At 52.6% G+C, this 26,855-nt stretch carries 19 protein-coding genes; 6 read left to right on the forward strand and 13 right to left on the reverse strand.

The window, feature by feature from the left end; genetic code table 11:
• Positions 1-95 precede the first annotated feature (95 nt).
• Positions 96-1,202, reverse strand: a complete 1,107-nt coding sequence (locus ATU_RS23040) for a glycerophosphodiester phosphodiesterase family protein (RefSeq protein ID WP_045024010.1) — start codon at positions 1,200-1,202, stop codon at positions 96-98.
• Positions 1,203-1,965: 763 nt separating this feature from the next.
• On the opposite strand from ATU_RS23040, the gene ATU_RS23045 reads away from it, so the two are divergent.
• Positions 1,966-2,631, forward strand: a complete 666-nt coding sequence (locus tag ATU_RS23045; protein WP_010974822.1) for a RolB family protein — start codon at positions 1,966-1,968, stop codon at positions 2,629-2,631.
• 504 nt (positions 2,632-3,135) lie between these two features.
• Here the strand turns inward: ATU_RS23045 and iaaH are convergent.
• Positions 3,136-4,539 (reverse strand): indoleacetamide hydrolase, encoded by a 1,404-nt coding sequence (iaaH, locus tag ATU_RS23050; protein WP_010974823.1) that lies wholly within the window; start codon positions 4,537-4,539, stop codon positions 3,136-3,138.
• 337 nt (positions 4,540-4,876) lie between these two features.
• On the opposite strand from iaaH, the gene ATU_RS23055 reads away from it, so the two are divergent.
• From ATU_RS23055 to ATU_RS23065, 3 genes are all read left to right on the forward strand, one after another.
• Positions 4,877-7,144, forward strand: coding sequence for an FAD-dependent oxidoreductase (locus tag ATU_RS23055; RefSeq protein WP_010974824.1), 2,268 nt, complete (start codon positions 4,877-4,879; stop codon positions 7,142-7,144).
• Between the two features lie 697 nt (positions 7,145-7,841).
• Positions 7,842-8,564, forward strand: a complete 723-nt coding sequence (gene ipt, locus ATU_RS23060) for an adenylate dimethylallyltransferase Ipt (protein WP_010891460.1) — start codon at positions 7,842-7,844, stop codon at positions 8,562-8,564.
• A 515-nt stretch (positions 8,565-9,079) separates the two neighbouring features.
• Positions 9,080-9,640 carry a RolB family protein gene (locus ATU_RS23065; RefSeq protein WP_010891459.1) on the forward strand — a complete coding sequence of 187 codons (561 nt, stop codon included), beginning with the start codon at positions 9,080-9,082 and terminating at the stop codon, positions 9,638-9,640.
• A gap of 482 nt (positions 9,641-10,122) precedes the next feature.
• Here the strand turns inward: ATU_RS23065 and ATU_RS23070 are convergent, their stop codons facing one another.
• From ATU_RS23070 to ATU_RS23105, 8 genes are all read right to left on the reverse strand, one after another.
• Entirely contained in the window at positions 10,123-10,746 is a 624-nt protein-coding gene (locus tag ATU_RS23070) for a RolB family protein (protein ID WP_010974825.1), read from the reverse strand.
• A gap of 989 nt (positions 10,747-11,735) precedes the next feature.
• Positions 11,736-12,977 (reverse strand): D-nopaline dehydrogenase, encoded by a 1,242-nt coding sequence (gene nos / locus ATU_RS23075; protein ID WP_010974826.1) that lies wholly within the window; start codon positions 12,975-12,977, stop codon positions 11,736-11,738.
• Between the two features lie 507 nt (positions 12,978-13,484).
• The gene (locus tag ATU_RS23080) at positions 13,485-14,549 is read right to left on the reverse strand and encodes an ornithine cyclodeaminase (RefSeq protein ID WP_010891456.1); all 1,065 of its coding nucleotides are present in this window, start codon (positions 14,547-14,549) and stop codon (positions 13,485-13,487) included.
• Between the two features lie 47 nt (positions 14,550-14,596).
• The gene (locus ATU_RS23085; protein WP_010891455.1) at positions 14,597-15,679 is read right to left on the reverse strand and encodes an NAD/NADP octopine/nopaline dehydrogenase family protein; all 1,083 of its coding nucleotides are present in this window, start codon (positions 15,677-15,679) and stop codon (positions 14,597-14,599) included.
• A gap of 76 nt (positions 15,680-15,755) precedes the next feature.
• On the reverse strand, positions 15,756-16,730 hold the full coding sequence (rocF, locus tag ATU_RS23090; protein ID WP_010891454.1) for an arginase: 975 nt from the start codon (positions 16,728-16,730) through the stop codon (positions 15,756-15,758).
• Positions 16,731-16,777: 47 nt separating this feature from the next.
• Complete coding sequence (locus tag ATU_RS23095) at positions 16,778-18,196, reverse strand: FAD/NAD(P)-dependent oxidoreductase (RefSeq protein WP_010974827.1); 1,419 nt, start codon at positions 18,194-18,196, stop codon at positions 16,778-16,780.
• Entirely contained in the window at positions 18,193-18,486 is a 294-nt protein-coding gene (locus tag ATU_RS23100) for a (2Fe-2S)-binding protein (protein ID WP_003523884.1), read from the reverse strand. Before ATU_RS23100 ends, ATU_RS23095 begins: the two co-directional genes overlap by 4 nt.
• On the reverse strand, positions 18,483-19,601 hold the full coding sequence (locus ATU_RS23105; RefSeq protein ID WP_010891452.1) for an NAD(P)/FAD-dependent oxidoreductase: 1,119 nt from the start codon (positions 19,599-19,601) through the stop codon (positions 18,483-18,485). The genes ATU_RS23100 and ATU_RS23105 overlap by 4 nt, the downstream gene beginning before the upstream one ends.
• A gap of 607 nt (positions 19,602-20,208) precedes the next feature.
• On the opposite strand from ATU_RS23105, the gene ATU_RS23110 reads away from it, so the two are divergent.
• Together ATU_RS23110 and ATU_RS23115 are read left to right on the forward strand one after the other, a co-directional pair.
• A complete protein-coding gene (locus tag ATU_RS23110) occupies positions 20,209-22,245 on the forward strand; it encodes a hydantoinase/oxoprolinase family protein (RefSeq protein WP_010974828.1) in 2,037 nt (678 codons plus the stop codon).
• Positions 22,246-22,248: 3 nt separating this feature from the next.
• The gene (locus tag ATU_RS23115) at positions 22,249-24,204 is read left to right on the forward strand and encodes a hydantoinase B/oxoprolinase family protein (RefSeq protein WP_003523890.1); all 1,956 of its coding nucleotides are present in this window, start codon (positions 22,249-22,251) and stop codon (positions 24,202-24,204) included.
• A 119-nt stretch (positions 24,205-24,323) separates the two neighbouring features.
• Here the strand turns inward: ATU_RS23115 and ATU_RS23120 are convergent, their stop codons facing one another.
• The 3 genes from ATU_RS23120 to nocQ form a co-directional block, all read right to left on the reverse strand.
• A complete protein-coding gene (locus ATU_RS23120; RefSeq protein ID WP_010974829.1) occupies positions 24,324-25,244 on the reverse strand; it encodes a LysR family transcriptional regulator in 921 nt (306 codons plus the stop codon).
• Positions 25,245-25,358: 114 nt separating this feature from the next.
• The gene (nocM, locus tag ATU_RS23125; protein ID WP_003523894.1) at positions 25,359-26,084 is read right to left on the reverse strand and encodes a nopaline ABC transporter permease NocM; all 726 of its coding nucleotides are present in this window, start codon (positions 26,082-26,084) and stop codon (positions 25,359-25,361) included.
• A gap of 1 nt (position 26,085) precedes the next feature.
• Positions 26,086-26,796, reverse strand: a complete 711-nt coding sequence (gene nocQ / locus ATU_RS23130) for a nopaline ABC transporter permease NocQ (RefSeq protein ID WP_010891638.1) — start codon at positions 26,794-26,796, stop codon at positions 26,086-26,088.
• Positions 26,797-26,855 lie beyond the last annotated feature (59 nt).

The raw sequence follows: 26,855 nt of genomic DNA on the forward strand, positions 1-26,855 counted from the left end.
AATGGACGACATACATCTCGAATAAAAAGATAGAATACGCGTGAACACATTGATATATCGAAATTAATAAACATATTGTTTCAATTACGAGACTTTTATTTTGACGTTTCTATATTAAGATCCAAGTGTGGACTTAGATGAGAAACTTCACGATCGATTCCTTGATTTCGCCATTCCCAGATAGCCATTTCATCTTCAGGTCGATCTGAGATTACCCAGTCCGCAATTGTTGCCGAATTTCCTGGTGTTCCTTTTCTCCAACGTATGTGTTTCCGCTCGTCTGTCTCATGACGTCGGGCCCTGCCTGTTTTAATGTCGATGGAGAACTCACCCCGCTCGCCGGAATCCAGGAGGGCTGCGAAGTCATAGCATCTAGTGACCGCAGCAAACTTCAGGTGAGGGCGTTTAGCTCTAATCATCGTATCCTCCTTGAGGTAATACGCGAGTCTCACTGCGGCTTGATCTGAATCGAAAGCCAACAAGACATCTTTATCGACAACTTGGCCCAGCAAATTTCTGGTCACCCCGGAGAAAACAACATGTGCCGCCACGATCCTCATGTCCTGCATTAGCATGGAATCAAACCAGGCTTTGCCTGCCAAATACAAATCATCGACTGTGGGTTCAGTAACTTGACGCAGACGGGCCAGTCGGCACAGTTCTTCAGGAAAAAGAGCGGGCATCAGGGCGATTGATTTCCTCCAAGCAGATGCGGGCTGGGCATTTAAAACTGCATCAACGAAGGCACCGCCGTGTGGGTATTCAAATGTATAGAAAAGTACAACAACTCTTTGATGGTATTCCGGCCGGTGGCTAAGCCAAGCCACAATCACGTGAGCCTCGTAGTTCCTACCGTCTAGGAAAATGGTGGCATCTGAATTAGCCAAAAATACCTTGCTGAATATTTCAGTTAACAAAGGAATATGATCAATGGTTTCAAGATACTTGTCTTGTATTATCCCATTTGATACCTCTCGAATAATAACAGGTACATCCTTGATTTTTGATGAGTGAATTTCATTGAAAAGCTTATCTCCCAACTTTTCAGACACTCGCCAAGTGTTAAGATCATGAGAAACGATAGCTACATTATCTGAAGTTAAACAGACGTCCAACTCGCTCAGATTGCGTCCTCCTTGCCCGAGCGCGGCCAACAATGAGCTCGCGGTGCATTCTTGAATTCGTTTCCCTAAATTGAACATTCCTCTGTGCTCAATGACCTGTAAGGGCAGGTCTTCCTCGAGCCGCTCTAGAAGCCTTGGGACAGAATGGCGTGCGAGAACCTCGGGGGGAGTAACGTTTTCTGGTAGATCCCAATGGAGTGTCCAAGCCGGCCAAACGGTTCCTTCCACCTTGAGTGGCTTACGTTGACAAAGGACCTGCGCAAAAAAACGGGAGGTTACGACACGACATGGTGAGTAAAATATAAAGTACTCTTACATTCACAGCCATTTGCGAGCTAAAGCGAATTGCCGGGTGCACGGCGGGAATTGCAGCGATTTCGATCTAAAAGTGACAAGCAAAATTTGTCGTGGAGTATATAGATATTGCCAAATGGAGTACTTAAATAATGCACAAATTCTGACAGTTTTAGCTAATATTTTATTGTGGGGCATAACTTAGCTGGAATCACTCCACGGATAATCAGTCATTGTTATTTTCGGCGTCAATTTGTCGGCCACTATCCGATTAGTTGCGGAAATCTTCAAATTTTCGACCTAACATCACACCTTTGTCGGTGTTTTCAGCGAAAGGCAGGCCCCATTTTTGAAAAATCCTCCATCAAGATAAATAGTTTAATAGGGTAAAAGGACGAAATACTTCGGTGTTGAGATTCGACTCAATTAATTTCAAACCAATCCCGTGATTGATGCTATAGAGTCGCCCAATATAAGTGGCATTGAAGCGCGTTTAATTATTGACTGTGACTGAAATTTACATTCAAAAATAAGTAACTAGTTCGATATGTATCACAGTCGACCGATATTCAACATTATCGACAGCTCGAATATACAAGATCGGCGTGAACTTAAACTCGTCCTACGTCACACAGAGATTGCTTATCGCAGCTTTGCACAAGAGGATCTCATACCTGCTCAACGTTCCTGGATGAATTCCATCATTAATACTGATGTTCCCATTGATCCAGCTATAGATGAAGTGGTCAAGCGCTTTTGCGAAGTTGCTTGCTTGCCAGGCCCAGCAGGTATACCCCTGAATATTATACTCAATGATTCTCTAACGTACGTTTATTGTTCGTTTCAAGCAATGCGAAAGTACGCACACAAGCGATTTTATGACGGCGTTTCCGACGAAGGCGTAGTCATCTCCACCGTTCCACCCTATGCGGAAGGAATAACAAAAGAAACTATGAGGTCGTGGCACAACAACGTCTGTCAGAATACAAGCAATGAAACACATGATTTGGATGCTTATATTGCTTTCCTTCCTACTTCGCTTCAAAATCCAAGTTTCTCGCATATGAAGATCGGCTGCGATAGCTTCTTAGCGCCATCCCGGGTTGATCCTTTCTGTGTTGAAATAATCGCGGTCGGCAAAGCCCTCTTTCATGATAACGGGCTGAAAAAGAACCCAAGGTGTGGTGGTCAATGGCTCCCACCTTCTTGTTGAAGCGCTTGGTCTAATGCGCAGAGGTGTGTCAGCGGGGATGAAGCAACAGTGTCCGATTGTAACGAAATGTATCGATCCTATGTAATGATAATAAAATGCTGTAGCCAGCATTAAGATAATCAGCGTATTTCCCATATGTACTATGAATTCTATGTTGTATTGTTGCGTGCTTTATGAGTGATAAATTATTTGCTAAAGATATATATGGTTAATATTTTTGGCTTGGGGCCCCTGTCTAATCCTTGAGCCGTTCTGGCGCTCAAAACAAATTGTAGGTGCAGCCTACGAAATTCTCTACTTTAATTTTATTTGGGAATCTAATTCACTATTGAGTCAAAAGATAATGCGTATTCTATTCCGTGGAGACGCAATAACTGTAGAGTATATGTCAAGTAGCTGTTTTGATTTCGGGAACGACAAGCCTGTCTGAAGAAATTTCTATCACATTCAGATAATGCTAACTGAAGTGCAGATTTATTAGACAATAAGTGGCGTGGCATACAGCTAATTAAAAGCATCGGGAAAGGAAGGAAAATTTATGGCTTTTTCTAATGCTGCCCCGATTGCTAACAGACGGTGGTCTGACCCCGCTAATCCATCAATTTCCATTCCAACAGGCAAGCGATCAGGTGTAAGGCAGGCAGGAAGGCTCAACCCAGGTAGGCCTGCGTTGCTGCTTGGGTCCACATTTCGCACGTAGATCTTGAAAGTGTTCATCATTGAGCCATTGTGGATGACTGACGACTCCTGACCTATGGCTTTGGCCGCTAAGGGTGCAGTTGGGAAAAGGATTGCATCTAACTGATAGAGTCTGAAGTAATTCCGATAAGTGGCCTGGAGCCTTGGCCTGAAGGATTGACGCGCCAGTTCATATTCATCGTTGGAAATTTGATGCCCATCAATTTGCGCACTGACAATGTTCGCTACATCGGGGCTACGAATTCCTTTGATAACGTCAGAAAAAGAAACTGTTCCCACAAAATCGTCGAGATACTTTTTTAGAGCGTGTGGAAATTCGTAAAGCGCAATTGGCAAACTTGCCCCACTATTCAGTTCCTCTAGGTGGGGGATGTCGGCTTCAACAAAGGTTACGCCTCTGTTGGCTAGCAAGCGAATCGTCGTTTCAGCTGCGAAGGCCACATCAGCATCAAGGTCATCGTAAAAGTAGGTAGTGGGGAGGCCGATCCGAAGCCCCTTCAGCGGCATGGGTGAAATTTTCGCCGACCGTCCGGAAATCACCTGGTCGAGGATTATAACATCGGCTACGCACTGCGCTATGATTCCGGCGGTGTCCCGGGTGGGGCTGACCGGTATTATCCGATCTCTTGGATATCGAGCAAGCGTCGGTCGAAATCCTACTACGCCACACAGGGCTGCGGGTAGGCGAACAGATGCACCGGTATCGGTGCCTATGCCGCCTAACATCAATCGGCTTGCCACCGCAGCAGCCACACCACCGCTTGAGCCTCCTGGTATCAGACTTGGATTCCACGGGTTCCGCACCGCACCGGTGGCATAGTTGTTGCTCGTAATTCCAAACGATAACTCATGCATGTTTCCCGAGGCACCCGGCAGTGCTCCAGCTGAAAAAAGTCTTTCTGCGACGCGGGATGGTATCTTTGGCAAGTGGTTTATCAGCGCCGGAGTAGCAGCGCTTGTAGGAAATATGCCGGTCGCGATGTTCGCCTTAAAACAGAGTGGAATGCCGCAAAGACCTAATCCGGCGTTTCCATGACGATCAATTTTTTTGGCGCTTCGCCGCAAGCCATCCCAGTCTGTAGCCAGAAGGGCATTTAATGGTTTTGCAGCTTGGCAACGCGCTATCAGAGTTTCTACTAGTTCTAAGCAGGAGTAGTCTTTCCGTCTCAGGCGTTCTAGGGTTTGTGCTAACGAGGTAATGGGCACCATTTTTCTGGTTTGGGGATTTCAGGGCCATTTCAGATTAAATAAATATACCGCTTGGACCCAAATTGCGCGATTATTGGAGGGAATTCCGCAATCACGGCGTATGATACTAATCATTGGAGGCACTAAGGTCGCTTTTTCAAACGGAAACAGTATTGTATCAATCAATATTCAACTTGATTGAGCGGCGAGGTGGACCTGCGTGAATATTGTATTAAAAAATGCCCAAATTGTCGCTTTCCATTGGGATGTCAATGAACAGTATGTTCCCCGATTTTCAACTTAAATAGAAACGGTTGATGTCGTTAGTTATCTACACAAAGACCAATCTTTTCTAGCAATGTCAGCTTCAGCTCTCCTTGATAACCAGTGCGATCATTTCTCTACCAAAATGGTGGATCTGATAATGGTCGATAAGGCTGATGAATTGGACCGCAGGGTTTCCGATGCCTTCTCAGAACGTGAAGCTTCTAGGGGAAGGAGGATTACTCAAATCTCCGGCGAGTGCAGCGCTGGGTTAGCTTGCAAAAGGCTGGCCGACGGTCGCTTTCCCGAGATCTCAGCTGGTGAGAAGGTAGCAGCCCTCTCCGCTTACATCTATGTTGGCAAGGAAATTCTGGGGCGGATACTTGAATCGGAACCTTGGGCGCGAGCAAGAGTGAGTGGTCTCGTTGCCATCGACCTTGCACCATTTTGTATGGATTTCTCCGAAGCACAACTTCTCCAAACCCTGTTTTTGCTGAGCGGTAAAAGATGTGCATCCAGCGATCTTAGTCATTTCGTGGCCATTTCAATCTCTAAGACTGCCCGCTCCCGAACCCTGCAAATGCCGCCTTACGAGAAAGGCACGACGAAACGCGTTACCGGGTTTACCCTGACCCTTGAAGAGGCCGTACCATTTGACATGGTAGCTTATGGTCGAAACCTGATGCTGAAGGCTTCGGCAGGTTCCTTTCCAACAATTGACTTGCTCTATGACTACAGATCGTTTTTTGACCAATGTTCCGATAGTGGACGGATCGGCTTCTTTCCGGAAGATGTTCCTAAGCCAAAAGTGGCGATCATTGGCGCTGGCATTTCCGGACTCGTGGTGGCAAGCGAACTGCTTCATGCTGGTGTAGACGATGTTACAATATATGAAGCAAGTGATCGGGTTGGAGGCAAGCTTTGGTCACATGCTTTCAAGGACGCTCCCAGCGTGGTGGCCGAAATGGGGGCGATGCGATTTCCTCCTGCTGCATCGTGCTTGTTTTTCTTCCTCGAGCGGTACGGCCTGTCTTCGATGAGGCCGTTCCCAAATCCCGGCACAGTCGACACTAACTTGGTCTACCAAGGCCTCCGATACATGTGGAAAGCCGGGCAGCAGCCACCGAAGCTGTTCCATCGCGTTTACAGCGGTTGGCGTGCGTTCTTGAAGGACGGTTTCCATGAGGGAGATATTGTGTTGGCTTCGCCTGTTGCTATTACTCAAGCCTTGAAATCAGGAGACATTAGGCGGGCTCATGACTCCTGGCAAACTTGGCTGAACCGTTTCGGGAGGGAGTCCTTCTCTTCAGCGATAGAGAGGATCTTTCTGGGCACGCATCCTCCTGGTGGTGAAACATGGAGTTTCCCTCATGATTGGGACCTATTCAAGCTAATGGGAATAGGATCTGGCGGGTTTGGTCCAGTTTTTGAAAGCGGGTTTATTGAGATCCTTCGCTTGGTCATAAACGGATATGAAGAAAATCAGCGGATGTGCTCTGAAGGAATCTCAGAACTTCCACGTCGAATAGCCACTCAAGTGGTTAACGGTGTGTCTGTAAGCCAGCGTATACGCCATGTTCAAGTCAGGGCGATTGAGAAAGAAAAGACAAAAATAAAGATAAGGCTTAAGAGCGGGATATCTGAACTTTATGATAAGGTGGTGGTTACATCTGGACTCGCAAATATCCAACTCAGGCATTGTCTGACATGCGATACCACCATTTTTCGTGCACCAGTGAACCAAGCGGTTGATAACAGCCATATGACAGGCTCGTCAAAACTCTTCCTGCTGACTGAACGAAAATTTTGGTTAGACCATATCCTCCCGTCCTGTGTCCTCATGGACGGGATCGCAAAAGCAGTGTACTGCCTGGACTATGAGCCGCAGGATCCGAATGGTAAAGGTCTGGTGCTCATCAGTTATACATGGGAGGACGACTCCCACAAGCTGTTGGCGGTTCCCGACAAAAAAGAGCGATTCTGTCTGCTGCGGGACGCAATTTCGAGATCTTTCCCGGCGTTTGCCCAGCATCTAGTTCCCGCCTGCGCTGATTACGACCAAAATGTTGTTCAACATGATTGGCTTACAGACGAGAATGCCGGGGGAGCTTTCAAACTCAACCGGCGTGGCGAGGATTTTTATTCTGAAGAACTTTTCTTTCAAGCGCTGGACATGACTAATGATACCGGAGTTTACTTGGCGGGTTGCAGTTGTTCCTTCACCGGTGGATGGGTGGAGGGCGCTATTCAGACCGCGTGTAACGCCGTCTGTGCAATTATCCACAATTGTGGAGGTATTTTGGCAAAGGACAATCCTCTCGAACACTCTTGGAAGAGATATAACTACCGCAATAGAAATTAATCTACGGATCCTGTTACAAGTATTGCACGTTTTATAAATTGCATATTAATGCAATCTTGATTTTTAACAACGAAGGTAATGGCGTAAAATAAAAAATGTATGTTATTGTATTGATCTTTCATGATGTTGAAGTGTGCCATAATATGATGATGTATAATTAAAATATTAACTGTCGCATTTATTGAAATGGCACTGTTATTTCAACCATATCTTTGATTCTGTTACAATGACAACGACTGAAAAAAGTAAATAATAGACGCCGTTGTTAAAGAATTGCTATCATATGTGCCAAACTAGAGGGAAATTTACGTCAATTGTGAAATAGTCGCCCTTATTTTGACGTCTCACCTAATCAAATATTACAAAAGATCTCACTCTGTCGCCAGCAATGGTGTAATCAGCGCAGACAAGTGGCAGTAAAGTGCGGAAAAACGTCCCCGAGTGGCATGAATAGCTGCCTCTGTATTGCTGATTTAGTCAGCCTTATTTGACTTAAGGGTGCCCTCGTTAGTGACAAATTGCTTTCAAGGAGACAGCCATGCCCCACACTTTGTTGAAAAACAAATTGCCCTTTGGGGAGACGGTAAAGCCAGTTGCTCTTCAATAAGGAATCTCGAGGAGGCAATATAACCGCCTCTGGTAGTACACTTCTCTAATCCAAAAAGTCAATTTGTATTCAAGATACCGCAAAAAACTTATGGATCTGCGTCTAATTTTCGGTCCAACTTGCACAGGAAAGACGTCGACCGCGGTAGCTCTTGCCCAGCAGACTGGGCTTCCAGTCCTTTCGCTCGATCGGGTCCAATGTTGTCCTCAGCTGTCAACCGGAAGCGGACGACCAACAGTGGAAGAACTGAAAGGAACGAGCCGTCTATACCTTGATGATCGGCCTCTGGTGAAGGGTATCATCGCAGCCAAGCAAGCTCATGAAAGGCTGATGGGGGAGGTGTATAATTATGAGGCCCACGGCGGGCTTATTCTTGAGGGAGGATCTATCTCGTTGCTCAAGTGCATGGCGCAAAGCAGTTATTGGAGTGCGGATTTTCGTTGGCATATTATTCGCCACGAGTTAGCAGACGAGGAGACCTTCATGAACGTGGCCAAGGCCAGAGTTAAGCAGATGTTACGCCCTGCTGCAGGCCTTTCTATTATCCAAGAGTTGGTTGATCTTTGGAAAGAGCCTCGGCTGAGGCCCATACTGAAAGAGATCGATGGATATCGATATGCCATGTTGTTTGCTAGCCAGAACCAGATCACATCCGATATGCTATTGCAGCTTGACGCAGATATGGAGGATAAGTTGATTCATGGGATCGCTCAGGAGTATCTCATCCATGCACGCCGACAAGAACAGAAATTCCCTCGAGTTAACGCAGCCGCTTACGACGGATTCGAAGGTCATCCATTCGGAATGTATTAGTTTGCACCAGCTCCGCGTCACACCTGTCTTCATTTGAATAAGATGTTCGCAATTGTTTTTAGCTTTGTCTTGTTGTGGCAGGGCGGCAAGTGCTTCAGACATCATTCTGTTTTCAAATTTTATGCTGGAGAACAGCTTCTTAATTCCTTTGGAAATAATAGACTGCGTCTTAAAATTACGATGTCTAGATATAGATATGATTGTAAAATAACCTATTTAAGTGTTCATTTAGAACATAAGTTTTATGAATGTTCTTCCATTTTCGTCATCGAACGAATAAGAGTAAATACACCTTTTTTAACATTATAAATAAGTTCTTATACGTTGTTTATACACCGGGAATCATTTCCATTATTTTCGCGCAAAAGTCACGGATATTCGTGAAAGCGACAAAAACTGCGAAATTTGCGGGGAGTGTCTTCAGTTTGCCTATTAATATTTAGTTTGACACTAATTGTTACCATTGCAGCCAAGCTCAGCTGTTTCTTTTCTTAAAAACGCAGGATCGAAAGAGCATGACTCGGCAAGGTTGGCTTGTACCATGCCTTTCTCATGGCAAAGATGATCAACTGCAGGATGAACTCTCGGAGCTTTCAAAAGCTTATCGAAAAAAGTTCCAAACCGATCTGCACACTAAGTCTGGCGACATCATCGATCCTAGCGGGGAATTTCTGTACGTCTATCTCGATGAAGAGAATTATCGGATATGCCGGCAAAGCATGGTTCTAGTTTCAAATGCTCCTGATGGATTGATTGCCACGACGTTGGAGCCCTATTCTGACAGTTATACATTCCGGCAAGTGAGGGAGCAACTGCAAGCCTTCAGCGGAGACGGTGGTCGGATCAACTACAGCAGAAATGAACACTCATCCTCGTACTTTCTAACAATTCAGGCCAGCAACGAGTTCAAGCACGTAGGAGCCGTCCGGAACACTTTTGGTCAAAGCAAGGACATTTGGAAAAGGAGAATGCCAGACGCCAGCCAACCGTTGGATTATCACTTGATCGCTGTGGGCTGTTCAGCTTTCCTCCCTGAGGCTGCTCTTGATGACGTGGAGTCAGATGGTGCTGTCTAGTTTTAATGGCGCCGGGTTTCGAAGTCTATGTCATTCTAGTAGTTGCATCATAGAGGTGCTTATAAAATCTATTATTATGTCAAGGTGTGTCTGAGAACCTCGTTGTATTGAGTATTAAAGGAATAAGGCAATAGTATTGAACTTGTAGTTCTTGTCATATTCAATCGAACCCGGAAAAACCTAGAGATAATTATATTCTTATTTAAGAGTAATGATGTTAAGTTGTTCATTGAATTAATTCAAATCACAATCTCACGGTATGGTTAGAAATAGACGCCCGTTAGATTGTTACCAGGCTAGATTCGAAAACTGCAAGCAACACCCATGATGGGTGGTGATGTTTTCCGAAAAAATTCCCTGCTTTTAGACGAAGATAACGTATTTATTTCGTTACTAGATGACATTGGAAACACGAAAAATAACAGAGATCCAAAGCACACTCTCATAGATTATGCGACTTTATTAGGAGTCGTCGACGGGAATTATGCCGAAAGATGGCATGACCCTAAAGCAATGATCGGATAATTGATAAGGTTTCCTGTCTGAGAATCTCTTGTTTCCGCTCCGCCAGTCTCGTCTTCATCGTCCATCTCATCGTCGTCATCTTCTCCTTCCTCAGTGTAATTTCCTCCCCGGGCATAAAAACCGTAGTTTTCATTGTTGATTACGTCGGTCCCGAACCGAACAAAGCAGTTGCTTGGCATGATCGCTAAAAAGAACTGATTTGTATGCGGGCCTTGATAGTAGTGGACGAGGCCACCTTGATCGCACCTTTCCTGCATAACTCGATTCAGCCTGCGTGCATCCATCAACCACGGCGGTATTGCAGTTGCCATTATTCCGGAGTTAGAGGAGTTGGACGGTAGGTGTCGACGCAAGGCGCATTGGCGTGCAATATCTTCACGAAGGTAAACATAGACCAGCTCTTGTCGAGTGAGGATGTACTCATCATCAAACTCACCAAGTCTAATCGCGGAAGGCTGAAAGTATACAGTTTCGGGAAGTAAAGCTCCGAAATCCGTTCTCGCCTGTTCCAAGCGACTCTGCATCTCGCCGGTGCGCAGGATAAGCGTCAAATCTCGAACCTGCCAATTAGCTACCGTCATCGCAGTTTTGGATGTACTACAAAATACCTGCCGCTGGTAAATCTGAGCCGTTGGTTCTTATATTGACCTGGGAAGCCCATTGACGCCATTGGTGACCGTTTGATGCCGTGTGAAAACACGACAGATTGATAGCATTGATTAGCGCTTTTGAATTTTCAGCTGCTGAGCCCCGACACGCTGTCGCAAAAGTCGCCCTAGGCCCGCCTAACGATTTGTCGTCACTTGGCAAGGTGTGTGACCTGCACCTCATTTGTGGGCTCGCATGCACCGAAAAACTGCTGCATAATTGACCGCAAGCTTCATCAACGCAAGACATGCGCACGACCGTCTGACAGGAGAGGAATTTCCGACGAGCACAGAAAGGACTTGCTCTTGGAGGTAGGCCTATTTCTCAGGCACATGTATCAAGTGTTCGGACGTGGGTTTTCGATGGTGTATCAGCCGCCGCCAACTGGGAGATGAGGAGGCTTTCTTGGGGGGCAGTCAGCAGTTCATTTCACAAGACAGAGGAACTTGTAAGGAGATGCACTGATTTATCTTGGCGCAAACCAGCAGGACGAATTAGTGGGAATAGCCCGCGAATATCTAAGTTATGCCTGTCGGCATGAGCAGAAACTTCCAATTCGAAACAGTTTGGAGAGGTTGTTTTTGGGCATACCTTTTGTTAGTCAGCCTCTCGATTGCTCATCGTCATTACACAGTGCCGAAGTTTGATCGATCTAGTAACATAGATGACACCGCGCGCGATAATTTATCCTAGTTTGCGCGCTATATTTTGTTTTCTATCGCGTATTAAATGTATAATTGCGGGACTCTAATCATAAAAACCCATCTCATAAATAACGTCATGCATTACATGTTAATTATTACATGCTTAACGTAATTCAACAGAAATTATATGATAATCATCGCAAGACCGGCAACAGGATTCAATCTTAAGAAACTTTATTGCCAAATGTTTGAACGATCTGCTTCGACGCACTCCTTCTTTACTCCACCATCTCGTCCTTATTGAAAACGTGGGTAGCACCAAAACGAATCAAGTCGCTGGAACTGAAGTTACCAATCACGCTGGATGATTTGCCAGTTGGATTAATCTTGCCTTTCCCCGCATGAATAATATTGATGAATGCATGCGTGAGGGGTATTTCGATTTTGGCAATAGCTGCAATTGCCGCGACATCCTCCAACGAGCATAATTCTTCAGAAAAATAGCGATGTTCCATGTTGTCAGGGCATGCATGATGCACGTTATGAGGTGACGGTGCTAGGCAGTATTCCCTCAAAGTTTCATAGTCAGTATCATATTCATCATTGCATTCCTGCAAGAGAGAATTGAGACGCAGTCCACACGCTGCGGCAACCTTCCGGCGTTCGTGGTCTATTTGCTCTTGGACGTTGCAAACGTAAGTGTTGGATCCTTCACCATAAAAGAAAAAGCCCTTCTCGGCTCGTGGGGTTCGCTCGTCTAGTTCAAGAAGCCACTTCTCAGCTCTTTTAGTAAGAGAATTGGCTGGGTCGCGGAGTCTTCCGATGTTCATGACTGCCGGAACCGCATGAGTGATATAGTTGGAAAAGAATAGCACTTGCAACGGCGGGATGCAGATGATTCTAGCGGAAAATAGCTGGGCAAAGATGTTCTTGGTATCTTCGGGTAGATCAATCACGCCAGCATCATCGCGATGAATTGGGAAACATGACAGTCCGAAAGACGCTTTCATTTCCTTGATGTTGACGTTACATTTTTTTTGATCCGATAGCTTAGACGTTATGGGCGAATTATCCGTCTCGAATATTCGCTTGAATCGCAGCTGTCTCTCGTACTTGATGGAGAAGCCATGGCCGCACACGACGACAATATCCTTTGTTGCGAGTTCGCCGTTGAAGTTGGCGAGTTCGTTGACGAAGCTGTCGTGAACGTCCGCACGGGTTACAATAATCAGTACACGGCTGGAGCGAATAACTGCGGCAAGGTCATCACAGGCTGAGACCCTAAATGGACCGTTAATCATTCCCTCGGTGGTGATAACTCCTTCACTGGCCTTGATTGCTGAGATCGATCCTGGATGATCTGCTGGTGCCCACAGCGCCGTGGGAACGTGCCGGGAGGCGAACCAAGCCGCTAATGCAGTCCCCGCGTGACCAGAACCGAGGACACCTACGGTCAAGGGAAGCGGATGGTGATCTGCGGCGGAAATAGGTAAAGAAGTTGCGGATAAGGTAATTGCCATTGCAGATTATTTGGATTGAGAGTGAATATGAGACTCTAATTGGATACCGAGGGGAATTTATGGAACGTCAGTGGAGCATTTTTGACAAGAAATATTTGCTAGCTGATAGTGACCTTAGGCGACTTTTGAACGCGCAATAATGGTTTCTGACGTATGTGCTTAGCTCATTAAACTCCAGAAACCCGCGGCTCAGTGGCTCCTTCAACGTTGCGGTTCTGTCAGTTCCAAACGTAAAACGGCTTGTCCCGCGTCATCGGCGGGGGTCATAACGTGACTCCCTTAATTCTCCGCTCATGATCAGATTGTCGTTTCCCGCCTTCGGTTTAAACTATCAGTGTTTGACAGGATATATTGGCGGGTAAACCTAAGAGAAAAGAGCGTTTATTAGAATAATCGGATATTTAAAAGGGCGTGAAAAGGTTTATCCGTTCGTCCATTTGTATGTGCATGCCAACCACAGGGTTCCCCTCGGGAGTGCTTGGCATTCCGTGCGATAATGACTTCTGTTCAACCACCCAAACGTCGGAAAGCCTGACGACGGAGCAGCATTCCAAAAAGATCCCTTGGCTCGTCTGGGTCGGCTAGAAGGTCGAGTGGGCTGCTGTGGCTTGATCCCTCAACGCGGTCGCGGACGTAGCGCAGCGCCGAAAAATCCTCGATCGCAAATCCGACGCTGTCGAAAAGCGTGATCTGCTTGTCGCTCTTTCGGCCGACGTCCTGGCCAGTCATCACGCGCCAAAGTTCCGTCACAGGATGATCTGGCGCGAGTTGCTGGATCTCGCCTTCAATCCGGGTCTGTGGCGGGAACTCCACGAAAATATCCGAACGCAGCAAGATATCGCGGTGCATCTCGGTCTTGCCTGGGCAGTCGCCGCCGACGCCGTTGATGTGGACGCCGGGCCCGATCATATTGTCGCTCAGGATCGTGGCGTTGTGCTTGTCGGCCGTTGCTGTCGTAATGATATCGGCACCTTCGACCGCCTGTTCCGCAGAGGTGCAGGCCTCGATCTGAAACCCGAACCGCTGGAGATTGCGGGAGCAGCGAGCAGTAGCCTCGGGGTCGATGTCGTAAAGTCGTATCCGATCGACGCCGATCAGCGCCTTGAAGGCCAAAGCCTGGAACTCACTTTGGGCACCGTTGCCGATCAGCGCCATCGTGCGCGAATCTTTACGGGCCAGATACTTTGCCGCGATCGCGGAGGTCGCGGCCGTTCGCAAGGCCGTCAGGATTGTCATTTCCGACAGCAGCAGCGGATAGCCGCTATCGACATCGGAGAGCACGCCGAACGCGGTCACCGTCTGCCGTCCCGACTTCGTGTTTTTCGGATGCCCGTTGACGTATTTGAAGCCATAGAGCGTTCCGTCGCTCGTCGGCATGAGTTCAATCACGCCGTCCCGCGAATGCGAGGCGATGCGTGGAATCTTGTCGAAGCTTTCCCAGCGCCGGAAATCTTCTTCAATGTAGCCGGCCAGTTGAACAAGGAAGTTCTCGATCCCGGTGCTGACCGCCAGATCCATCATGTTTTCAACACTGATGAACGGAACGATGTTGAGGTTGGCAAGTGCAGGCATCTTTTGGCCCCCTTTATTGGTTTGATAGGCTGCCGGACGAGCCCCGATCACACGGGTTCGGCCGTGATCGCGTACCCGGTAACTACCCGTTTCTTGAGCGTGGGCAGATCCAGCGGGCCGAGGTCTGGAAGCAGGTCGTTTTCTTCGGAGAAGTCGCGTCCGTAGCAGGCGCTTAAGATCCGCACGCCGCTTTCATGCAAGGGTGCAGACAGGCCGGCTGCTTTTGCCAGATGCAGGGTGGGGATCAGACCAAAGGGAACGTCCTCGAGCACGTAGCGCGTATCAAGGCTCTTCGGGCCTGCCGGATCGCTTCCGCGATCGACGAGGATCGATGATATTTCCGAGACGGATTGGCCGGATATGTCGAACGACAATCGGAAGTGATCGAAGGTCGACCGGACCGTTTTGCCGAAGGCTGACGCGATTGCCAGCCTTTCCAGATCGAGCGCCTCAAGGAACCGCCCGACGGCAGGCGTGACGTTGGTGTTCTGACCCCATTCCTCGGCCCGCTCGATACGCGACAGATTGCACAGCGCGATCCCCATGTGGTCCTGGGGATTGAGATTGCTCAATGCGATCGTAAGGACGTCGTCCTTCACGTCGAAGCGATCGCCGAACAGGGCGACACAGGTTTCGTGCGCCCGTTCTGCGAAACGGGCCGGTACCGTCGCCATATCGACCTTTGCCCGGATGGCGCCGATGTTGAACGTATCCGCCGCCCGCGGCTTGCAGGTCAGCACAGTCGTGCTCCATGCCGTGATCGGGATCTCGATTCCACGCTCGGCCAGTCCCTTGGCGAGATAAAGCGCCGCAAAGGAAAGATGAGCGCTGATAATCACCGAATGACGTGCGCTGAGGTGCGGCAGAAGAGCGTCGAGAACAAAGCGGTGGCCATAGGCGGGCAGTGCCAGTACGATCACATCGGCTTCGGTCAATTCCTCGGCGTTCGTGCAGATATGCGGGTGGAACTCTGTGCTGATCGCACCCGTGATCTTCACCGGTGCGCCGGCAGAGAAAGCAGCAGTTCTTTCGCGTGAACGCGACCAGATCAATGGCTCATGGCCATTCTGTAAGAGGAACGCCGCATACCCAATGGCGATCGATCCTGCTCCGGCTATTCCTACCTTCATCCTCTTCCTCCTGGTTTCGAAGGGTTTGTCTCGGTGCGAGAGGCAAACCTCGATCGCACCGGGCAACACCCGGTGATCAAAATGCTGTTGTCACCCTGTCGAACACGCGCCGGCCGAATAGGCTCGAGGCAAGATCGGTTATGAGGCGGGCAGTGCGCCCCCTCTCATCCAGAAACGGATTGAGCTCCGCCAGGTCGAGTGACGTGACAAGGCCGCTGTCATGGAGCATCTCCATGATGAGGTGCGCTTCCCGGAAGGTCGCTCCGCCAGGAACGGTCGTGCCCACTGCTGGCGCGATCGCGGGATCGAGGAAATCGACATCAAGGCTGACGTGCAATCTGCCGCTGACCTTACTCACGCGGTCAAGAAAAGCTTCGAGCGGGCGTACGACCCCTTGTTCGTCCAGAACCCGCATGTCAGCGACTTGAACACCGATCTCGGCAACCCGTCGCCTCTCTTCCGGATCGACTGAGCGAATCCCCATCATGGATACGTTGCGGGGATTTACAGGCGCGGCCAGCGGCGGCAGCCCTTCGAAGCCGGATTGGCCCGTATAGTAGGCTACGGGTGTGCCGTGGAGATTGCCGCTCGCGGTCGTGTGGAGGGTATGCAGGTCCGTATGCGCGTCCAGCCAAAGGACGAATTGCTCCTTGCCAAGCTCGGCTGTACGTTGGGCCACACCTGAGACGGTGCCAGCAGACATCGAGTGATCGCCGCCGAGAAAGACCGGAAGATCGCAGCTGCGGGCCATCTCCAGAGCTTTCTGGGACAGACTGCGCGTCCATCCCACCAGAGCATCGAGGTTCTTCACCGCGGAATTGGGGTGGCTGAGTTCGGGTTCGACCGTTGGTGTCGCATCTCCGAGATCGGTGACAGCCCAGCCCAGCTCCGTCAGAACTTGCGTCAAGCCGGCAGTCCGAAACGCATCAGGTCCCATCAGGCATCCGGGTTGGGATGCGCCACTTTGAACGGGAGCTCCCAGGATTTGGCACGTCTTCAACTCATTCTCCTTGCGATGCCGCGAAGCGTTGATTTCGCCAGCACCGTTCATTTCTTGACTGCAACTTTGGTCACCGCACAGTTGCGATGGCCGAACGATCACTCATGTGTCGACGCTGAAACGACTTCCTCGGCCTGCTGAGCTGCCAGCATCGACACCGTTAATGGAACGAAGGGAGGCCGCGGATTGAACAGGCCGACCTCGCCGGCGGTCAGCCCGGCGACTGACTTCACCAGCTCGTGCACCGGGTAGCCGCACTGCCTTCCCTGACAGGGACCCATGCCCGCGCGCGTAAAACTCTTCAGCTGGTTGGGGCCTCGGCAAGCGCCACGGACAGCAGCTTCCCTCAACACGCCCGCGCTCAACTCCTCGCACCGGCAGACGATCGTTGCGTCGTCCGGCGGGGTCCGCGCAATATTCGGCGGGTAGGCCCCATCCAGAAATCGCCGGAACGACTTTTGCCGGCCATGCTGCGCTCTCAGCGGTTTTGTCTCGGTATCCGCCTGAGCGGCCGTCAGGGCGCCGTCACGAAGAAGGACGCCGATCGCGGCGATCTCTCCCTCGATCTCGGCATTGACGGCGCCTCCGATCCGCGCACCGTCCCCGGCTATGTATAGTCCGTCCGGACCTGCGTTCATCCACTCGTCGCGCTCAAGCCGGAACGCTGACTGGCCGACATCCCACATCAGTTGCGCGCCGGCCGACACCGCCAACTGATGGCTTGGCACCAGCCCCTCGTGAACAAGAAGGGATTTGACCTCCAATCTGTCGGACCTTCCGCTTGAAGTTTCGAACCGTACAGTTTCCAGTCGTCCGCTTCCCTTGGCGCTGATTTTGACCACGTTGCGTACGTGCCGAACGCCACTGAACTGCGGTAACCAGGCAATCCCTTTCAGGATTTGGCCAGGCTCCTGCAGTGCTCCGCGAAAACCGCGCAGCGAACGGCTGATGAGACCCCGAGGGGTCGTATCGAGATGAGCGACCGGCTTTGCCCCCGCGAGCCGCATCTGCTGCATATATAGCAGCGGGAGAGGCCCGCTGCCGACGACGGCAACGGGGCCTCTCGGCAACTGACCTGCCGTTTTCAACAGGATCTGTGCGGCGCCAACCGTCATGACGCCGGGTAGCGTCCAGCCGGTGAACGGAACCGGGCGTTCCTGTGCGCCCGTAGCGAGCAAGAGATGCCGTCCCCTGACGGAGCGAATTTCTCCGCCCCAGACGTATTCCACCGTCCAACCCTGGCTGAGCCTGCTTACCTGAGCATCCGGGATGTAGTCGGCGCCACAGGCCAGAAATGCTTCGACTTGCCGGACGCCGCGTCGATATTCCGCCCCCAGAATGTTTATGATTGGGCTTGTAGCGTTGCGGCCGGCATTGCGCCAGATCTGACCTCCAGGCTGTGATTGCGAATCCAGCACGATGACGGACAGACCGCCGCGTACAGCGCGCCTCGCTGCGGCCATGCCAGCGGGGCCGGCTCCGACGATCAACAGGTCGGCGCTCGAATGATGGTTCATTTCAGCCTCTTCGGATGGTCATGGCGTTCGACCCTCATGCCGGCGTGAACCGTTTGCTGACAGCTTCGGATCGTGCCGATGTCTTCGACGTGCACGACACATTCGAAACAGACGCCCATCATGCAGTAGGGCGCCCGGGGCTGGGCGGAAGGAAAGGAGGTCCGCGTATGGATGTCGTCCAGACGCAGAAAGACGGCGGCCAGAGGCTCTCCATCGCGAGCGGTCACGAGACGACCGTCGACGGTGATTTCCACGGCTTGGCCGGAGGGAAAGAGAATTTCACTCGTCACGCCGCGATCCCCATCTTGAATCTGCTGCCGCGGAAAGCGTCGTAGGATGGCTCCCTTCCACCGGCTGCCAACCATTCGGCAAAAGGACCTGCATGCAGAGCGGCAAGGGTGACGCCGGAATGGCATGCGACGACGTGGATACCTGGGTATCGCCGCGACCGATCGTAGACAGGCACCCCGTCCGGGGTCAGCACGCGTAGTCCCGCCCACTGCCGTATGACACGCAACGCGCCGACGTCAGGCATCACATTGATCGCGCGATTGGCGATATGACGTGCGCCGGCAGCTGTCACGTCGGTAGACCGGCCCACACGTTCATTCGTAACGCCGAGCTGAAACGTGCCCGTCATGGTCTGACGGATACCGCTGGCGGCGTAAGGGAAAACCGGGGCGACCCGTTCCGTGATGAGAAGCTGCCCCTTTTCCGGGACGAGCAGAAGCGGAAGGTCCAGGCTCTTGGCAAAAGCCATGGAGTCATTTCCCGCTGCAATAATCACCCGCTCCGCCTCTATCGTGAGGCCATCCGTCGCCAGTCGGAAGCCGCCAAGCGTGGGCGCGATGCTGTCGACGTGTTCGCCCGTCATCAAGGTTCCACCGAGGCGCACAAATCCGTCCAGCATAGCGCGAAGGACCAGCAGAGGATTGACGTCACCGTCCATATGACTGAACGACGCTGAACACACCTTCGGCCCGAGACGGATGTCGGGAAGCATGCGCTCGATGCGCGAGCGCTCCAGCATCTCGAAGCGATAGTCAGGATGAATGGCAGCCATCTTCTCGCCGATCGCTTTTTCTTCTTCTGCCTGAGCTTCCGACGCACAGAAGAGCAAACCACCGTTGCGGCGGTACTCCACGTCGACACCCGTCAGTTCTTTCAACTCGGATGCAAAACCGGGCCACAGCTCAGCGCTTTGCCGCGTGATGCGATGATATGCAGGATATTCGTCGCCCTTGCCCTGAACCCAGATCAGGCCGAAATTCGTTCGGGACGCACGCAGCGCATCGTCCGCGCCATCGATGATGATCACCCGGCGCCCCAACTTGGCTAACCCGTATCCAATTGCGGCGCCCACTACACCGCCGCCAACAATGGCTGTCTCGAACTCGTGATCCATTTAACCTTCTCACAATACGAAGGCTTCCGTGCCCGGGCGAAACGTTCGATCCGTGGCCATTAGCCTCCAGTGAGCCAGACGCATCCTTCAATCCTCGTGCGGTCGGCTATACAGTGTGTCCAGCTGTCGCCGTTTTACGGCCAAGTTTTGAGGACCTTCTTTGCTTCGATTTCATCAGTCTTGAACAGATGATCACCATGTGAAGCGGGTCTATTGCAGATCTGGCTATCTTGGAATTCTTGCCTTCCAGCTTAGGGATAAGGCGTTGCCGCCCATGCTACAAGGGCAGTAATAGGCATACGGCGATGTTCAAATGTTATGAAGGCGGCACGGTTCTAGGGCCGTCGCGAGCCACAGGACGCGACCGGTTAATCTCAGTCACCTTCGTCGCCCTCAGTTTCTATAAGCAGGCGAGTCTCATCCGTTCCGATTGATTGCCGTTGCCAATCAATCGGTGGGATATGCAAATTCTCCAAACAGAGTGAGCAGCGTATTCATCGCTGAAATATCGCGAATCATTCCAGGACGGAGACAGGTTTCATGAAGATCAGAGTAGATCGAAATATCCCGCAGGCCGACCAACTGAAGAAGCGAGGGTAAGTGGCAGATGCTTAGAATCGGCGTTGATATCGGTGGGACGTTCACAGATTTTTGCGGGTGGCGTGAAGGAGAGGACAGGATCGTCACTCTGAAGGTACCTTCGACTCCTCCCGCTTTCGAAAACGGTTTCCGCGAGGGATTCGAAAAACTACTGGAACGGCTCGCGCCCGAGCCGGGCGAGGCAGCCTTCCTCATGCACGGCACCACGGTCAGCACGAATGCCGTAATCGAGCGAAAAGGCCCGAAGATCGCGTTCTTCGTAACGAAGGGATACAGGGATCTGCTCGAACTGCAGCGGATCGGCGTCCGCAACCCTCTGAACCTGTTCGAGACCCGAACCAGGCCGCTGATCGATCGCGAGATGGTTTTCGAGGTTGAGGAACGCCTGCTGCGCGGCGGCTTGGTTCGAACCTCGATCGACGAGGCCGCAGTCGAGGCACTTGCCCGTCGTGCAGCCGACGCAGGTGCTGCCGGCTATGCGGTCGCGCTGCTTCACAGCTACGCCAACCCGCAGCATGAACAAGCGGTCGCGCGGGCTATCCGTAAAGCGGTCGGCGAAGATGCCGAGGTCAGCCTGTCCAGCGAGATCTGGCCGCGGATCGGAGAATACGAAAGAGCGATCGTCAGTGTGCTCAACGCTTTCGTGAAGCGCCGGATGAACGAGTATATCGGTGCGGTCGAAACTTATGTGGCTGAACGGTTGCCAGGGTCGCAACTTTTCGTCACACGCTCGAACGGTGGTGCGATGGCCGCCAGTGAGGCGCGCAACTTCCCCGTCCATACGCTTCTGTCGGGTCCGGCGTCTGGCGTGACGGCTGTGCAATATCTCGGCCGCGCCTTGGGCGAACACAACATCCTCACCATGGACATGGGTGGCACCAGCACTGACATCTCGCTCGTGCGCGATGGCGAAGCTCTGACCTCGACTTCGGCCGAGGTGGGTGAGTTTCCGGTTGTCATGCCAGTTACCAGCATCGAGGCGATCGGCGCAGGCGGCGGTTCGGTCGTCACGATTGATGGCGGGGTGTTGCGTATCGGCCCGCGCAGTGCTGGGTCCTATCCTGGTCCTGCCTGCTTCAGCCGAGGCGGCACGGAACCCACGCTGACCGATGCCTTTTTACTTGCGGGCTATTTGCCTGAAGCCCTTCTTGGCGGCGATATGCAGCTCGATCGTCATGCCGCCGAACGCGCTATGGCGCCGATTGCGGAGACTCTCAAGACGGACGTGCTCAGCGCCGCGGAAATGTGCGTCACCGTCGCAAGCTCGAACATGGTGGCCGGTGTCTTGCCCTATCTCGCACGCCAGGGCGTCGATCCCGAAGATCTGACGGTGCTCGTTTACGGCGGAGCTGGCGCGATCCAGGGGCCGCTCCTTGCGGCCGAGATCGGCGTGAACCGCGTTCTTGTGCCGGCGACACCTTCCGTATTCTGTGCCCTCGGGGGCCTTGTCTCTGATTTGAGCAACGACGCGCTCGAAACCGTCCACGGCCTTGATATCGATGGTTCTCTCATCGCGAAGAAGTTTCAGGTCCTTCGCGAGCAGGGAGCCGAATGGTTATCGCGACAGGCACCGCCGGAGCGTCTCGTGTCGAAAACGTTCGAGTGCTGGGCCGAGATGCGCTACGTCGGGCAGTCCTTCCAGGTTGACGTGCGGCTGCCGGATACGGCGATCGAAGCGCACGACATTGCCGCAATGCATGCCGCCTTCCACCAAGAGCACGAACGCATCTACAGCCATGCCGACAAAGCGGCGCCAGTCGAATTCGTCGACCTGCGCATGCGCGTGCGTGGATCGATGTCGATACCTCAGCCCTCTACACCTGAAACGTCCGGGGCTGGCGGTGCGCTCAAAACGGTGCGTTCGATGCGCTTCCACAACAAACTCATTCCTGAGGTACGCGTCTTTGATCGCGCATCTCTCACCCCCAACGATGCGATCCAGGGGCCGGCCGTCATCGAGCAGCGTGATGCGACGATCGTCGTTCCGCCAGAGTTCGTTGCCCGCGTCGGAGCCTTTGGCGCAATCCTCATGACCCGGAGCTGATCAATGGATGCCGTTCGTACTGCCGTCATGAACAATCGCTTCAACGCGATTGTCGAAGAAGCCTCTGCCGCGATCTACCGCACCGCCCATACGACTTTTGTTAAGATCGTCCAGGATTACCAGTGTGCGATTGCGACTGCCGAAGGCGAAATGTTCGCTTATCCGATGTTGTCTGGCGTCAATGTCTTCGTCGGCTCCCCGTTGAAGCCGACGCTGGATGCCATCGGCCGGGAGAACCTGAAGCCAGGCGATATCATCATCACCAACGATCCCTTTGCCACGGACGGTCTGGTGACGCACCTGATGGACGTTACGCTGCTTTATCCGATCTTCTTCGACGAGAAGCTGATCGCGATCGGCTGGGCATTTGTCCATGCGTCCGATATCGGCGGCGCCGTTCCGGGAAGTATCTCGCCAGCCTTCACGGAAGTATTCCAGGAGGGCCTCCGTGTCAGGCCAATGAAGCTCTACGAAGGAGGGGTGTTGAACGAAGCGATCAAGTCGATCTTCCAGGACAACAGCCGAATTCCGACCGAGTTGTGGGGCGACATTCAGGCCATGATCTCGGGCCTGAAGAGCATGGACCGGCGCGTGAGCGAGCTTTGCGAGCGATATGATCGTGAGAGTGTCGAGGAGGGGATGCAGGACGTCATCAACTACGCGGAGACCAAGGCCCGCGCGGTGATCAGGACGATTCGAGACGGTGTCTATACCTTCTCGGACTATCTTGAAGGGATCCATGATGGTCAGCTGGCCTATTTCAGCGTGACCATGACGGTGAAGGACAGCGAGATCGAGGTTGATTTTACCGGCACGGATCCGCAATTGGCGGCCGCCTACAACCTGGTAACGGGGGCAACCACCCACCCCTACATTATCCAGTGCCTTTACGCCTACATCCTGACCGTTGATCCGCTGACGCCGCGCAACTCCGGTATCTTGCGGGCGATCCACGGCCATGCTCCGCGTGGCACGGTTCTCAACGCGGTCTATCCCGCTTCCGGCGGGTCTCGTGCTGCATCAGCGACACGCGCCTACGACGTTATCCTGGGGTGCCTCAATCAGGCACTACCGGAGGGCCTTGCCGCAGCCGGTGGCGGTATGAGCGGGGTTATCGTCGTTTCGGCTCCCGATCCTCGTACAGGCCGTGACCGTGTCAACGTGGTGGGTACGATCGACGGCGGCGGCGGTGCCCGCCGTGGCGTTGACGGCCTGGACGGATCGGAAGTACGCTACTCACAGCGCAGCGTGCCAGTCGAAGTCATCGAGATCGAAACGGTGCTAGTCATGCGGGCGCTCCGCCTCGTGCCGGACAGTCGCCGCGCGGGAAGGTTCGCCAGCGGCGCCGCGCTCGAAATTGAAATGGAAAACACGTCAAATCGCGCGGTCATAACGGTCAGAAACCTGAACCGGTTTGTGTTCGCGCCGTGGGGCTTCAAGGGGGGAGAGATCGGTCTTCTGGGTAAGGCAGTCGTCAATCCTGGCCGACCCGATGAGCGATCGGTCGGCAAGATCTCGGTGCTGGAGCTCGGACAGGGCGATATTCTCAGGATCACCAGTTCCACAGGCGGGGCGTTCGGCGAACCTCTTGAGCGGGATGTGGCGGCGATCGCGCGCGAGATCGAAAACGGCATGCTTTCCCCGGAGCGGGCCGCCGACGTCTATGCTGTCGTCTTCGACCGGGACAGTAAGATCGACGAGGCGGCGACCGCAGAACATCGCCGCGAACGCGCAAACCGAAAGTCAGACGACTTTAATTTCTGCATCGTACGCCAGCGTCAGGACCAGGTGTGGTCGCAGCAGACACGCAGGGAACTGGCATCGCGGGCGTTGACCTATGAACAGCGCATCCGCAGCCAGCTCGTCGATCGCGTTCATCACCGCCTGTTGGCGAAAGGTGAGCGGGTTGATGCCGGGAAACTGGATCAAGTCATTGCCGAAGAAGCCGGCCGGTTGTAGCGGCGATGGTCCTGTGATCGTAATCAGTTAGACTAGTGTGAACGGTCGTCTGAAAGTGCGGCTATTGGGATGCCTCCTCCAGGGGCATCCTTTGTTCATTCAGGATTTCAAAAGCGCCGCTATTTTCGTGCTGAAATCAGGTTTTGCGCAGCCAACGTCGCAAACTCGACGAAAGGCAGTATCCCTGGAACCGGGCAATCTGGATTCCAGCCCACGGCCATCGAAATTTCGACGGACATATCGTCCACAACCCGGGTAACAACGCCGTCAGGGGCCATCGCAGACACCCACTCCGGCAGGAACGTGATCCCGGCGCCGGCAGTCACCAGGGCCAGAGCTGTATTGGTGTCGGAGACCGCTATGTCGTTCTCGATCAGCAGGCCGGCGCCGGAAAGTTGTTCGTATACAGTCTCAAAACACGATAGCTCGAAGCGCTTCAGCGCAAAAACACCGTGCCCGGCGAAATCTGACAATCTCAACGCCGGTTTCCTCGCAAGCGCCGATTGGCGAGGCATGACGGCGACAAATCGTTCCGAGAGCAGGTGGCGAAACCGCACGAGATTGCTGTTGGATGGCGGTCGCATCAACCCGACATGGAAGTCACCGCGCTCGATCCCTCGCAGAAGCTCGATAGAATCGACCTCTTTGATGGCAAGCCTTGTCCTGGGAAACCTTTGCCGGAAACGGCTCAAGATCAAGGGGAGCAATTGACTGGTGGCCGGGCTGATCGCTCCGATGATCAGCTCTTCTCCGCCGGGACTGAGACCGCCGGCTTCCAGCTTGGCATTGAGGATCGCCTCGTCGATTTTCAAAAGGATATCTCGCGCGTGATCAAGGAATGATGCCCCCGCACGCGTCAGATCCACGCGCCGCGTAGAACGGATGAACAGTTGCACCCCCATAAGCTCTTCGAGCCGCTTGATCTGCTGGCTGAGCGTTGGCTGCGACATGTTCAGTCGGATCGCGGCCCTGCGGAAATGTAGTTCTTCAGCGGCAACGACAAAGCAGCGGATGCTTCCGATCTCTATTTGATACGACATCTCCGCTCACCAATACAAAGCAACGTAACATTCAAACCCGAAGATTTGAATGCTACGTCGACATTCGCCTGAGCGCACTCTTTCGATCGCTAATCCAACGGGGATTTCCAAGTTCTAATGCGTCTCCGCGGCCTTCGGAGCCGTTCCGCCCACCCGGGCGCGCATGTGCGGATTCAGCCACCACTCCGCCAGCATGACCAGACGGCTGACAACGAACGTGATAAACAGGTAGATCGCACCGGCGACGATGAACACTTCGACCGGGCTGTAGGTGGCCGAGATGATCTGCTTCGCCAGACCGGTCACTTCGACAATGGTGATTGTCGAAGCAAGCGACGTCGATTTGATGATGAGCATCACTTCGTTGCCATATGCCGGCAATGCTTGCCGAATGGCGATCGGGAACACGATCCTCCGGAATTGAAGAAAGGTCGACATTCCGACTGCACGCGCTGCTTCGATCTGCCCGAGCGAAACCGACTGGATGCCGCCCCGGATGATCTCGCTGGTGTAGGCTGCGGTATTGAGGGCCAGCGCCAGGATCGCGCAGAACCATGGCTCGCGGAATGACGACCACAAGCCAACTTCGGAGAGAACGCCCCTGAACTGAGCGGAGCCGTAGTAAATCAGGAACATCTGCACCAGAAGCGGCGTCGATCTGATGATGTAGACGTAGCCGTATGCCAATGAAGAAACGATACGGTTCTTCGAAAGCCGCATCAGCGCAACAGGCACAGAAACAACAAACCCGATGAGGAGCGATATGAACGCGAGGGTGAGCGTCGTGGGGACGGCGGCGAGCAGTTTCGGGAACGACTCGATGATGAGTTGAATATCCATACTATTGGCTCCTCACACCGCGGTTCGCCCATTTTTCAGCTTTGAGAAAGCCCCGGTTTGAGACGGAGGAAAGCAGAAGGAATATCACGAAGGCGGTGATGTAGAAGGTAAATGGCTGTTTCGTCGAACCCGCACCCATGGCCGCTGTCCGCATGATCTCGACTAGACCGACGACAGAGATCAGCGAAGTGTCCTTGAGGGTGAACTGCCAGACATTTCCCAGCCCGGGCAGCGCGAATCTGGCGGCTTGGGGGATCAACACCCGGCGCAGGCGCAGCCACGGACCCATTCCAATGGATTTCGCTGCTTCGATCTGTCCGGGTGGAACAGCGAGAACGGCTGCGCGAATGACTTCTGTCGCATACGCTCCCGCACTCACGCTGATGCAAAGCACACCGATCACGAAGATCGGAGGCTCGATGTAGCCCTCGTATCCGAAAAGCCCGTTGGCGATTGTCCGCAGCAGTGTCCCACCGCCGAAGAACACCAGAAAGATGATGAGCAGTTCGGGGACACCGCGAACAACTGTCGTATAGACGTCGCCGAGCAAGCGTAGTGACCAAAAACGGGAAAGCTTTGCCGCAGCAAAGAGCGAACCGAAGATGATTCCGAAAAAGTACGAACAGGCTGCAACGACAACGGTCATCATCGCCCCTCGCGCCAGTTCATCGCCCCAGCCGGCATCCCCCCATTGAAGTAGTGTTAAATCCATGGCCTACGCCTCAAGCTTTGCAAAACGCAAAGAGCGCGGCCGAATAAATGCCGACGCTC

Origin of the sequence: Agrobacterium fabrum str. C58 (assembly GCF_000092025.1) — a bacterium.
In the GTDB taxonomy this organism is placed as follows: Bacteria; Pseudomonadota; Alphaproteobacteria; order Rhizobiales; family Rhizobiaceae; genus Agrobacterium; species Agrobacterium fabrum.